Annotated in this window: 11 protein-coding genes; 8 read left to right on the forward strand and 3 right to left on the reverse strand. The window is 44.4% G+C overall.

Annotated elements, in window-relative coordinates; all coding sequences use genetic code 11:
* The first annotated feature begins 7 nt into the window (after window positions 1-7).
* The 8 genes from porV (at window position 8) to BTO09_RS09585 (ending at window position 8,356) form a co-directional block, all read left to right on the forward strand.
* Window positions 8-1,159 (forward strand): type IX secretion system outer membrane channel protein PorV, encoded by a 1,152-nt coding sequence (gene porV, locus BTO09_RS09550; protein ID WP_087524554.1) that lies wholly within the window; start codon window positions 8-10, stop codon window positions 1,157-1,159.
* Between the two features lie 69 nt (window positions 1,160-1,228).
* Window positions 1,229-1,711: a cytidine deaminase gene (gene cdd, locus BTO09_RS09555; RefSeq protein ID WP_087524555.1), complete on the forward strand. Its 483-nt coding sequence runs from the start codon at window positions 1,229-1,231 to the stop codon at window positions 1,709-1,711.
* Between the two features lie 109 nt (window positions 1,712-1,820).
* Window positions 1,821-2,819 carry a pyruvate dehydrogenase (acetyl-transferring) E1 component subunit alpha gene (gene pdhA / locus BTO09_RS09560; protein WP_087524556.1) on the forward strand — a complete coding sequence of 333 codons (999 nt, stop codon included), beginning with the start codon at window positions 1,821-1,823 and terminating at the stop codon, window positions 2,817-2,819.
* A gap of 2 nt (window positions 2,820-2,821) precedes the next feature.
* Window positions 2,822-4,450 (forward strand): pyruvate dehydrogenase complex dihydrolipoamide acetyltransferase, encoded by a 1,629-nt coding sequence (locus tag BTO09_RS09565; RefSeq protein WP_087524557.1) that lies wholly within the window; start codon window positions 2,822-2,824, stop codon window positions 4,448-4,450.
* Between the two features lie 76 nt (window positions 4,451-4,526).
* A complete protein-coding gene (locus BTO09_RS09570; protein ID WP_087524558.1) occupies window positions 4,527-5,204 on the forward strand; it encodes an SDR family oxidoreductase in 678 nt (225 codons plus the stop codon).
* A complete protein-coding gene (locus BTO09_RS09575) occupies window positions 5,204-5,800 on the forward strand; it encodes a SprT-like domain-containing protein (RefSeq protein WP_087524559.1) in 597 nt (198 codons plus the stop codon). The genes BTO09_RS09570 and BTO09_RS09575 overlap by 1 nt, the downstream gene beginning before the upstream one ends.
* Before the next feature lie 6 nt (window positions 5,801-5,806).
* Window positions 5,807-6,886 carry a mannose-1-phosphate guanylyltransferase gene (locus BTO09_RS09580; RefSeq protein ID WP_087524560.1) on the forward strand — a complete coding sequence of 360 codons (1,080 nt, stop codon included), beginning with the start codon at window positions 5,807-5,809 and terminating at the stop codon, window positions 6,884-6,886.
* A 3-nt stretch (window positions 6,887-6,889) separates the two neighbouring features.
* Window positions 6,890-8,356, forward strand: a complete 1,467-nt coding sequence (locus BTO09_RS09585; RefSeq protein WP_087524561.1) for a DUF389 domain-containing protein — start codon at window positions 6,890-6,892, stop codon at window positions 8,354-8,356.
* Window positions 8,357-8,398: 42 nt separating this feature from the next.
* On the opposite strand, the gene BTO09_RS09590 is transcribed toward BTO09_RS09585, so the two are convergent.
* From BTO09_RS09590 to BTO09_RS09600, 3 genes are all read right to left on the reverse strand, one after another.
* Complete coding sequence (locus BTO09_RS09590) at window positions 8,399-10,033, reverse strand: FG-GAP-like repeat-containing protein (protein WP_087524562.1); 1,635 nt, start codon at window positions 10,031-10,033, stop codon at window positions 8,399-8,401.
* A 191-nt stretch (window positions 10,034-10,224) separates the two neighbouring features.
* Window positions 10,225-10,998 carry an ABC transporter ATP-binding protein gene (locus BTO09_RS09595; RefSeq protein ID WP_087524563.1) on the reverse strand — a complete coding sequence of 258 codons (774 nt, stop codon included), beginning with the start codon at window positions 10,996-10,998 and terminating at the stop codon, window positions 10,225-10,227.
* Window positions 10,998-11,744, reverse strand: a complete 747-nt coding sequence (locus tag BTO09_RS09600; RefSeq protein WP_087524564.1) for an ABC transporter permease — start codon at window positions 11,742-11,744, stop codon at window positions 10,998-11,000. Before BTO09_RS09600 ends, BTO09_RS09595 begins: the two co-directional genes overlap by 1 nt.
* Window positions 11,745-11,783: the final 39 nt, after the last annotated feature.

An 11,783-nucleotide genomic window follows, 5' to 3' on the forward strand; every position in this document is an offset into this window, starting at 1 on the left:
AAATCTCATGAAGAAAATATGTTTAGCCCTTGTGATGTGTTTTATCGCAGGGAAGTCACTAGCCCAAGAAACTGCTCAGCAACGGGTTATCACTACAGGAGTTCCTTTTTTATTAATTGGTGCTGATGCACGTGCGGCAGGTCTTGCCGATATGGGTGTAGCTACCGGAGCTGATGTTTTTTCACAGCAATGGAATCCTGCAAAATATTCCTTTGCCCTTTCTAAGCAAGCCATTGGGGTGACTTATACTCCCTATCTGAGTCAGCTAGTAAACGATATCTTTTTGGGTAACGTAACCTATTACAACAGAATCAATGAGCGCTCTGCCATTGGAGCTTCTTTCCGTTACTTCAGCAATGGAGAGATCGAACTGAGAGAAACTGCCGGACAAGAGCCATTGATAGTTCGTCCTAACGAATTCGCTTTGGATGTTTCTTATTCATTGCGTTTAAGTGATCGTTTCTCTATGGCAGTTGCCGGACGTTTTATCAACTCTAACCTGCGTTTTGACCAAGTGAACGACGCGAGTGCGGCAAGTACTTTTGCTGTAGACATTGCTGGTTACTATCAATCTGAAGAGATTGCTTATAACAGCTTCGACGGACGTTGGAGAGCTGGTTTCAACATTTCTAACATCGGTCCTAAGTTGAGCTACGGAGATGACGCTCCAGATAACAACATTCCGACCAACCTTTCTATTGGTGGTGGATTCGATTTCATTTTAGACGAATACAACCGCATTCAGGTGATGGCAGAAATCGATAAGCTTTTGGTGCCAACACCTCGTGACTTTAACGGCGACGGTGTAATAGACCAAGAAGATGCTCAAGAGTACGAAGACATTAGCTTCTTCTCTGGTATTTTTGAGTCCTTTGGAGATGCACCAGACGGCTTCTCAGAAGAGCTGAAAGAAATGCAATGGGCATTAGGTGCCGAATACTGGTATCAAGATGTATTTGCTTTTAGAGCTGGATATTTCAACGAAAGCGAGGATAAAGGTTTCCGTAAGTTCTTTTCTCTAGGAGCCGGATTCAAATACACCTCCTTGGCATTCGATGTGTCATACCTTTTCTCTACCTCACGTTCGGTAAGTCCGCTAGAAGGAACACTTCGTTTTGGGTTGACATTCAACTTCGGAGATACTTACGACGAGTACTAGAAAAACAAAAACATTCAAAAAGGCTATCCAATGCGGATAGCCTTTTTTGTCTCTAAATGATTCAGACCGATGAAGGAACAAAAAATAACTACCACCTATGAGGTTTACCCTAATTTGGAAGCCTTGCCGGCAGAGGCGCGTTTTCTGATGCAAAAAGCCATTGCCGCTCGCGAGCAGGCTTATGCGCCTTACTCGAAGTTTAAGGTTGGCGCGGCAGTAGCCCTAGAGAATGGTGTTATTGTTATTGGAAGCAACCAGGAGAATGCGGCCTACCCAACCGGGCTCTGCGCAGAACGTGTTGCAGTCTTTAGTGCAGGGGCAAATCACCCTGGCGTCACTATTACTCAAATAGCGATCACTGCAGCCGCTTCTGACTACGAACTCAGCGAGCCTGTTACCTCTTGTGGCGCTTGCAGACAAGCCTTGTTGGAATACGAGCACAATCAGGATTCGCTTATAGAGATTTTCTTTATGGGGGCAAGCGGTACGGTGGTAAAAACCAAGTCCGTAGCCAATCTTTTGCCATTAAATTTCAACAGTTCTTACCTCTAAAACGTTTTCGTTACGAAAATTAATTTTCGGGGTTTTTCTTATCCTTGGGAAAACCGTATTTTTGTTACTCTGTTACTGAAAAATTGTACTGAATAATTCAGAGCGAACAATGAAAAAAATCACCAAAAAAACATACCTCGACTGGTACGAAAACATGCTTTTCTGGAGAAAGTTCGAGGATAAGCTTGCACAGGTTTACATCCAACAAAAGGTTAGAGGGTTCTTACACCTCTACAACGGTCAAGAGGCTGTTCTCGCGGGAGCGCTTCACGCCATGGACCTGAGTAAAGATAAAATGATCACTGCTTATCGTAACCACGTGCAGCCTATCGGGATGGGAGAAGATCCTAAACGCGTTATGGCAGAGCTCTACGGAAAAGCAACAGGAACCTCTCAAGGACTTGGAGGGTCTATGCACATCTTCTCTCCGGACAAAGGTTTCTACGGAGGTCACGGTATTGTGGGAGGTCAGATTCCATTAGGAGCTGGATTAGCCTTTGCCGAAAAGTATTTCGATAAAGGAGGCGTGGTACTTACCTATATGGGAGACGGCGCAACACGTCAAGGGTCTTTACACGAGACTTTCAACTTGGCCATGCTTTGGAACCTACCAGTAGTTTTCTGTGTGGAAAATAACGGTTATGCCATGGGAACTTCTGTGGAGCGTACCGCCAATCACTCGGAGATCTGGAAACTCGGTTTGGGTTATGAGATGCCTTGTAAAGCGATCGATGGTATGAAGCCAGATGTAGTTGCTCGTGAAATGGATGAAGCCATAGAACGTGCACGCAGTGGTGGTGGACCAACTTTCTTGGAGATCAGAACCTATCGTTACCGCGGGCACTCCATGAGTGATGCGCAGCATTACCGAACCAAAGAAGAGGTTGCAAAAATGCAAGATCAAGATCCGATAGCATACGTATTGGATATCATCTACAAGAAAAAATACGCCACAGAAGAAGAAGTGGCTGCAATTGACCAGCGCGTTAAGGATATGGTTGCCGAATGCGAGAAATTCGCAGAAGAATCACCGTATCCGGACAAGAACGTGATGTACGACGTAGTATACGAACAAGAAGATTATCCTTTTTTACCGCATAAACTATAACAATGGCTACAGTAATAAACATGCCCAGATTGAGCGACACCATGGAAGAAGGTGTGGTGGCAAAATGGTTGAAGCAGGTAGGAGACTCTGTTGCAGAAGGAGATATTCTGGCGGAGATCGAGACCGACAAAGCGACCATGGAGTTTGAGTCTTTCTATGAAGGGACCTTATTGCATATCGGGATAGAAGAAGGAGAGACTGCTGCGGTAGACACCTTATTGGCTATCATTGGCGAGTCTGGTGAAGATATTTCAGGATTGCTTAATGGAGCATCTTCTACGGATGATTCCAAAGAGCAGGCCGAAGAAGCGTCTGCATCCGAAGCAAGCCAAGAAGAAGCCCCTGCCAGCGACAATGGAGGTACTGTGAGTATTCCAGATGGGGTAGAGGTAATTACCATGCCGCGTTTGAGTGATACCATGGAAGAAGGAACTGTAGCGACTTGGCTTAAAAAAGAAGGAGACGAAGTAGCAGAAGGCGATATCTTGGCCGAGATAGAAACCGACAAGGCCACTATGGAGTTCGAATCCTTTTACGCAGGAACGCTCTTAAAGATTGGAATTCAAGAAGGAGGTACTGCTCCTGTAGATGAGGTACTGGCTATCATCGGTCCAAAAGGAACCGATGTAAGCGGAATCCTCGAAAACTATAACAAGTCTGGTGCTAAACCGGCTGCCAAAGAAGAAAAGAAAGCTGAAGCTCCGGCTCCAAAGCAAGAAGCTAAAGCAGAGGCTCCAAAACCTGCAACAGCTCCTGCGCCAGCGCCAACTACCAACAATACTGGTGGGCGTTTGTTCGTGTCTCCACTTGCCAAGAAATTGGCAGAAGAGCGCGGAATTAATTTAGCCACAGTACAAGGAAGCGGCGAGAACGGACGTATCATTAAAAGAGATATTGAGAATTACCAACCGGCTGCAGCTGGAACCCAAGCTTATGTGCCGGTAGGCGAAGAAAGCTTTGAAGAGGTTAAGAATTCTCAGATGCGCAAGACCATTGCCAAGCGTTTGGGAGAATCCAAGTTTACCGCACCGCACTACTATTTGACCATAGAATTAGACATGGATCACGCAATTGCGGCACGTAAGGCTATCAATTCGGATCCGAATGTGAAGATCTCTTTTAACGATATGGTAGTTAAAGCTTGTGCCATGGCGCTTAGAAAGCATCCGCAAGTCAATACACAATGGGCTGGCGATGTAACGCGTATAGCCAAGCATATCCACATTGGAGTTGCTGTAGCTGTAGACGAAGGCCTGCTTGTACCGGTATTGAAGTTTGCCGATCAGATGACCTTCTCTCAGATTGGTGCCAATGTTAAAGAGCTTGCTGGCAAGGCCAGAAACAAAAAACTCACTCCACAGGAAATGGAAGGCAGCACCTTTACAGTTTCTAACTTAGGTATGTTCGGAATTCGAGAATTCACCTCGATCATCAATCAGCCGAACTCTGCTATTCTATCTGTAGGAGCTATAGTGCAAAAGCCAGTTGTTAAAGACGGAGCTATTGTACCAGGTAATGTAATGACAGTGACACTTGCTTGTGACCACAGAACCGTGGACGGAGCAACAGGAGCGGCTTTCTTACAGACCCTGAGAACTTATATTGAGAATCCGGTAACGATGTTCGTTTAAGCGCATCAGCACCGAAAAACTATAAATAAACCTGCTTGTGGCCCCTTGGGTTCGAGCAGGTTTTGTAATTTAAAGCATGGGAAAAAACGTAATCATAACAGGGACCAGTCGCGGAATCGGTTTTGAATTGGTAAAGCAGTTTACTGCGGAGGGACACCGTGTTTTCGCCTTGTCTAGAAACGATAAACCTACCGCCGAATTGATGGGTTGTTCTAGTATCTCTTGTGACCTTACCTTGGAAGATCAGATCCAAGATGCTGTTAAGCGGATCTTGAGTGAGGTAGACCAGATTGATGTTTTGATAAACAATTCAGGCTATCTGGTGAATAAGCCATTTACTGAGCTGAGTATGCAAGATTGGTTGCAATCATATAGTGTCAATGTCTTTGGAGTTGCATTGCTTACTAAAACCCTGCTTCCTGCAATGGGAAAAGATAGTCATGTGGTCAATGTGAGCAGTATGGGTGGCGTAATGGGTAGTGCAAAGTTTCCAGGGCTAACTGCCTATAGTTCTAGTAAAGGAGCACTTATTACTATGACAGAGGTACTTGCAGAAGAATACAAAGAGAGTGGTCCTTCGTTCAACGTATTGGCACTTGGTGCTGTGCAAACAGAAATGTTGGCAGCGGCTTTCCCGGGCTATCAGGCACCCATAACAGCGGCCCAAATGGCCAACTACATCAAAGACTTTGCCCTGAGTGGACATCAGCTTTATAACGGTAAAGTGTTGCCGGTATCATCGTCTACACCCTAATGGAAGAGGTACTGGCCAAGTATATACCCCCAGCCGCGGTTCCAACTTGTTTGGAACTGATTAAAAAGAACGACGTTCATTTAAAGATCGTGAACCAGCGTGTGACCAGGCATGGTGACTATCGGTTACTGCCAGATGGCAGTCATCAGATCACTGTGAATGCCGGTGCGAATCCGTACAGATTCTTGATCACACTCGTCCACGAAATAGCGCATCTCGTCGCATTTAAAGCATACGGTCGTCGAATCAAACCGCACGGAAAAGAGTGGAAGCGTACTTTTACACTGTTGATGCTTCCGTTTATCAACCCGCGGGTGTTCCCGCAGCAACTATTGCCGCTTTTGGCCTTGCATTTTAAGAACCCAAAGGCCAGTAGTGATACGGATGCAAAATTATCGGTGGCGCTTGGCCAGTACGATCCGCCAACTGATAAAAATTATATTTTTGAGATACCCTTGGGAGGTGTTTTTAGGCTGTACAATGGAAAGGTCTTTAAACGTGGTCAGAAAAGGGTAAAACGATACGAGTGTGTTGAGTTGGCTACAGGTAGGATCTATCTTTTTAACCCCAATGCACAAGTTGAACAGATCAACTAAGAGATTATGAACAAAGATTATTATGCGGTAATTATGGCCGGCGGAGTGGGATCGCGCTTTTGGCCAGTGAGTACCTCGAGCTATCCGAAACAATTTCACGATATGCTCGGTACTGGAGATTCCTTGATCCAAAAGACCTTTAAACGTCTTTCTAATTTGGTTCCACAGGAGCAGATCCTGATCTCAACCAACGACAGTTACAAAGACCTTGTGCAACAACAATTGCCTCAGGTTAGTGATGCGCAACTGGTATTGGAGCCGGTAATGCGCAATACAGCGCCTTGTATTTTGATGGCTGCACTAAAGATCCACAAAGAGAATCCCAATGCAGTTATGGTGGTTGCGCCATCGGATCATTGGATAGAGGACGAGCAGGCCTTTACAGCTAATATTAAAACTTGCTTTGAAGCAGCTTCAGAGGAAGATATATTAATGACCTTGGGTATCAACCCTACCTTTCCAAATACTGGTTACGGCTATATTCAATACCAAGGCGAGTCAGCATCCGCAGTAAAACCGGTGATCCGCTTTACAGAGAAACCAGATTACGAAACGGCAAAGTCCTTTTTAGAAGAAGGTAATTACGTGTGGAACTCCGGGATGTTCATTTGGAGTGTTGCAAGCATTGTCAAGGCATTCGAAGAGAAACTACCTGCTATGCATGCCCTTTTTATGCAAGGGATGGAGGTGTACAACACGCCTGCCGAATTTGAATTCGTTGGGGCTCGATTTGCCGAGGCGGAGAATATCTCCATCGACTACGGTATCATGGAACAAGCTAATAATGTACGCGTGCTACCAGCAACCTTCGATTGGAATGATTTGGGAGCTTGGGGGGCACTTTATGATAAACTCCCAAAGGACGCTGAAAATAATGTAGTTGTCCGTGCCAAGACACAGCTCAATAATTCAACTGGAAATATGGTCTATACTGCTTCTGAGAAAGTGGTAGTTCTCGAAGATTTGCACGATTTTATCGTTGTAGAGAAAAAAGATGTACTCGTAGTAGTTCCAAAGGCTAAAGAACAAGAAATTAAGCGTATCTTAAACCAAGTGAAAGAGAACTTCGGAAACGATTACGCATAATTTATGGAGCAGCAATCGCAAAGCCCTGACGAGGCAAAAACGCAAGAGCAGAAAGAGCATATCAAAAAAGAAGCAAAGGGCTTATTTAAGAGCCTCCGCCAGTTTGTGGTGGATATCTTTGACTTTAGAGGAGATACAGATAGAGAGACGACCGTAGAGGCTGTTAAGGCCGACATACCTTTTAAAGGCGCTACAGCTTGGATCTTGATCTGTTCCATATTTGTGGCCTCGGTTGGTCTCAACGCCAATTCTACAGCTGTGGTCATTGGAGCCATGCTTATCTCTCCTTTAATGGGGCCAATTCTGGGAATTGGGCTTTCCATTGCCATCAATGATATCGATACCCTAAGAAAGTCTTTGATCAACTTCGGAGTGATGGTGGTCTTAAGTGTGCTCACGGCCTTTTTATTCTTCTGGTTATTTCCTCTGAGAGAGGAGACCTCGGAGCTTTTAGGGCGTACTCGCCCAGATTTTAGAGATGTGCTTATTGCCTTCTTTGGTGGTTTGGCGCTTATTATAGCCAGGACTAAAAAAGGAACTATTGCCAGTGTGATCTTTGGGGTGGCTATTGCTACAGCCCTGATGCCTCCTTTGTGTACGGTGGGTTACGGCTTGGCGGAGTTTATTAAGGAGAATCCTAACGGTTTGCCTTTTGCTCTGGGAGCCTTATATCTCTTCAGTATCAATACGATCTTTATTGCTTTGGCGACCTTTATCGTGGTCAAAGTGCTAGGCTTCCCGATGATACGTTATGCCAATAGTAAGCGTAGAAAACGCATTGCGCGTTTTGCTTCTGTGGCCGCTCTTGTTGTTATGTTGCCGGCTGGATATACCTTTTATCAGGTGATCAAGGAAAGTCGTTTTAACGAGTCAGCAAAGAATTTCATCAACACAGAACTCAACAGTTTATCTAATGCCAATTATATCAAAAGGAATGCTACTTACGATTACACCAATGGTGAGGGCGGAGCAATAACCATTACTACTTTTGGGCAAGATGTGATACCAGAGAGTACTATCAATGTATTGCGCGGTCGTTTACAAGCATATAACCCCTTAAAGAATGCAACTTTCGATGTAATTCAGTCGCAATTCCAAAACGGATTTGAGGACGAGTTGCGCTATATGGAACAATTGCGTACCCGCGATTCCTTGGATTTACTTAGTCAGTCACAAAAGATCCAATATTACGAGCAGGAGTTGGCAAAATTGCGCTTGTTGGAGCGCGATCTGATCCCTTTCCAAGATATTTGCGATGAGGCGAGAATCAACTACGATGCCTTGACTAGCATTCAATATGCCAAGACCTATATCAATAATTTTCAGCGCATAGACACTTTGAATGTCTTTGCCATCAAGTGGAACGATTCCTTGCCTTTGGATCAGCGTTCGGCTTATACCAAGAGGCTCACCAATTGGCTTAAGTTCAAACTCAAAGCAGACACCTTGGTCGTACAAGAAATGCAATAAAAAAAAGCGCCTCAAGGGCGCTTTTTTATTTTATGGTCAAGTCTATTTCTTAATAAACTGTTGGCTTACCGTTTGGCCTTCTATCTCTAATTGAATGAGATAAACGCCTTTGTTCAATCCAGAAACATCAAGACTGTTGTTCTGATCTATAGTTCCCAGTAGTACGCGTCTGCCGTTGGTATCGTAAACCGCTACCTCTGTGTCTGTCAAATTACTCAATGAGAATTTAAGGCTGTTTACCGCAGGGTTTGGATAGAGTTGTAATCCGTTGATCTCAAAATCCGTTACAGCAAGCGGAGAATCGCCCTCGGTGTAAACGTGAGTTGTATTGATATCTGGGTTCAGATACTCGTCTACGTTCCCGCTTGGCCATTTAATGATCAGTTTGTCAATGCTTGCAGCAGCTCCCAATCCGAAGTGACCAGTAAGACTGCTCATATGACTAAAACCAGTTCCAGAACGGATCTCACGGATCTGGATACCCCAATCTCCATAGATCTCTATACGGGCTCCTATTCCTTGGATATTGCTTTCTACACCTACCAGTTTGGTTTTAACCCAATTGTTGGAGTTTCCGGCATTGATCCAAAGGTCGTTGTTACGAACCACATCTAAGAAACCGTCGTTGTTCATGTCTCCAATTCCGCCTTCGTCAAAAGGCAGGTCATAACCGGTGAAGGTTCCGTCGCCATTGTTTAAGTAAAGCTCACGAGCCAACTCAGAAAAGATATCTACAAAACCGTCGTTGTTGAAATCTGCGGCCTGATTTTCCCAAGCTCCTAAGTCGTTCGCGTTTATCCCAGTAGAACCGATAATGTCTACAAAGTTTCCGTTACCGTCGTTTTGCATAAAACGATTTTGGTCGGTGTGGTTTACGATAAAGGCGTCAAAGTCTCCGTCGTTGTCAAAGTCTTGAAATACTGTAGACCAACTCTGCGCATTGTCACGCATTCCAATGTCCAGACCGTTTTCGGTAAAAGTACCGTCGCCGTTGTTGGTGTACATGGCGTTATCTCTGTCTGGATCTCCTGAACTAGCGCCACCGCGGCATTTGGTCAAGAACATATCGATATCGCCATCGTTGTCGTAGTCTACCCATAACGAAGCATAGTTTCCGGGGCGATCTAAAGTCACGATCAGCGATTGATCAATAATTAGGTTTCTACTTCCGTCGTTGCGATACGGATGAGACTCATCCACATCGTGACAAACAAAGGCATCTAGGTCTCCGTCGTTGTCTATATCGACCACATTAGAGCGTTGCGAGAATATATAAGTCGAGTCGCTATTGTCATAAGTAAAGCCTGAAATATTGGTTCCGTCTGTGGAATCTGCCCACAAAAAGGACACGCGGTTTCCGTTACCCAGCACTAGGTCGGTAAATCCGTCACCATCCATATCTCCTGCGGCAATACTCCAAGTTGGAGGCGAGGCTATACTCATAGAAAAGAATTGCGAAGTGAAAGTTCCGTCAGGGTTTTGGAAATCAATCCCAACACCGCCACTAGAAACGCGTACATAGTCGTCTAAGTGGTCGCCGTTCATATCGACAGCAGTTTCTGTTCCAGAAGTAGGATAAGAACCAATAAGGTGGTCTTCGTTGGTAAAGCTAACCGTTTGGGCATGCATGGCAGCAACAGCAAGCAAAGCGGCTGCGCAAAGCGTAATTTTTTTCATCTATTTATTAATTTTTATTGCTGTGATAATCAAGCAAATAAAAATTATTTGCATAGATCAACCGCGTTGCTTTCGCATAAAAAATTTAATTAAGATATCAAGGACACTAATAATTAAATATGTTTATGCTCATTTCATAAAATTTTGTTTAGTGGCCTAAATGTACTGTTTTTCTGCAACTTGCCCACAACTTATTTGGGGGCGTTCTCTTGCAGTTGTACTTCACGTATCTTCTTGAAGAGGTTAGAAGAATACACAAAATCAGTCACATTTTTATTGTCTGTCTTAAAGATCTCTTTATTGGACCCTTGCCATACCAGATTTCCGAACTGCAGAAAGCAGATCTTTTCCCCAATCTCCATCACAGAGTTCATATCGTGGGAGTTGATCACTGTGGTTATGTCGTATTCTTTAGTGATCTCTTGGATGAGGTTATCTATAAGGATTGCTGTTTTTGGGTCGAGCCCGGAGTTGGGTTCGTCGCAGAATAAATACTTCGGATTGTTCACTATTGCGCGAGCAATAGCGACCCGTTTTTGCATTCCACCCGAGATCTCAGACGGGAATTTTTTGTTGACGTTTTCCAGATTCACACGCTTTAGTACGGTGTTTACACGTTCTAAGAGTTCGTCTTTCTTTTTGCTGGTGAACATCCGCAGCGGAAACATGACATTCTCTTCCACGGTCATGGAATCGAAAAGGGCGCTGCCTTGAAAAACCATCCCGATGTCTTCTCTAAGGTCGCGTTTTTCATCATCGTCCATATCTTGGATGGCCTTATCCTGGAAATAGATCTTGCCTTGCTCTGGTGTGAACAAGCCGAGCAGACATTTTAAGAACACGGTCTTTCCGGATCCACTGGAGCCGATAATAAGATTCGTCTTACCCTTGTCGAAAGTAGTTGTGATTCCTTTAAGGATCTCTTCGGACCCAAAGCTCTTGTGTAAATCTTCTACGCGTATCATTAGCTCAGTAGCATTTGGGTGATTAAATAGTTCATAAGGATGATCAAGACAGAGGTCCAAACAAAGGAATTGGTGTTTGCCTTACCTACCTCCAAAGCTCCACCTTTCATATAATAACCTTGCCAAGACGGTACGGTTGCTAAAATGAAAGAGAATACAAAAGTCTTTATGAATGCATAGGTGACATGAAAAGGGGTGAAGTCAGATTGAAGCCCTTGGATAAAGGCATCACTGGTGCTGAATCCGCCGTAAACGCCTGCGACCCATCCGCCTAAAATTCCTATGAACATAGAGATCCCAATGACCAATGGGAAGAACATCAGTGCCACTATTTTTGGAAAGACCAAATAGTTCAAGGAATTGATCCCCATTACCTCCAAAGCGTCGATCTGTTCGGTTACCCGCATAGATCCTATACTAGAAGTAATTGCGGAACCTACCTTACCTGCCATAATAATAGCCATGAAAGTAGGGGAGAACTCTAAAATTATAGACTGTCGGGTGGCGAATCCCACCAAGTAATCTGGAATGAGTGGGTTAGATATGTTCAATGCTGTCTGAATGGCAACCACCCCACCCACAAAGAACGAAATGAATCCGACGATCCCCAAAGAGTTGATCACTAATTGGTCTACTTCTTTGAAGATAAGGTCGCGAAGCACAGCACCTTTGGTTGGTCTGCTAAAGGTCTCGCGCAGCATAATGAAATATGAGCCGATGTCTGTTAGGTACTTCTTTGGATTCATCTAAACACGAAGGTACTAATTAATTTACGCTTGATGGTT

It is taken from the genome of Gilvibacter sp. SZ-19, assembly GCF_002163875.1.
Lineage (GTDB): Bacteria > Bacteroidota > Bacteroidia > Flavobacteriales > Flavobacteriaceae > Gilvibacter.

Excerpts from the sequence above, each read along its gene's own strand:
- porV (WP_087524554.1), top strand. The coding sequence starts at position 8 with ATGAAGAAAATATGTTTAGCCCTTGTGATGTGTTTTATCGCAGGGAAG.
- cdd (WP_087524555.1), top strand. The coding sequence starts at position 1,229 with ATGAAGGAACAAAAAATAACTACCACCTATGAGGTTTACCCTAATTTG.
- pdhA (WP_087524556.1), top strand. The coding sequence starts at position 1,821 with ATGAAAAAAATCACCAAAAAAACATACCTCGACTGGTACGAAAACATG.
- BTO09_RS09565 (WP_087524557.1), top strand. The coding sequence starts at position 2,822 with ATGGCTACAGTAATAAACATGCCCAGATTGAGCGACACCATGGAAGAA.
- BTO09_RS09570 (WP_087524558.1), top strand. The coding sequence starts at position 4,527 with ATGGGAAAAAACGTAATCATAACAGGGACCAGTCGCGGAATCGGTTTT.
- BTO09_RS09575 (WP_087524559.1), top strand. The coding sequence starts at position 5,204 with ATGGAAGAGGTACTGGCCAAGTATATACCCCCAGCCGCGGTTCCAACT.
- BTO09_RS09580 (WP_087524560.1), top strand. The coding sequence starts at position 5,807 with ATGAACAAAGATTATTATGCGGTAATTATGGCCGGCGGAGTGGGATCG.
- BTO09_RS09585 (WP_087524561.1), top strand. The coding sequence starts at position 6,890 with ATGGAGCAGCAATCGCAAAGCCCTGACGAGGCAAAAACGCAAGAGCAG.
- BTO09_RS09590 (WP_087524562.1), bottom strand. The coding sequence starts at position 10,033 with ATGAAAAAAATTACGCTTTGCGCAGCCGCTTTGCTTGCTGTTGCTGCC.
- BTO09_RS09595 (WP_087524563.1), bottom strand. The coding sequence starts at position 10,998 with ATGATACGCGTAGAAGATTTACACAAGAGCTTTGGGTCCGAAGAGATC.
- BTO09_RS09600 (WP_087524564.1), bottom strand. The coding sequence starts at position 11,744 with ATGAATCCAAAGAAGTACCTAACAGACATCGGCTCATATTTCATTATG.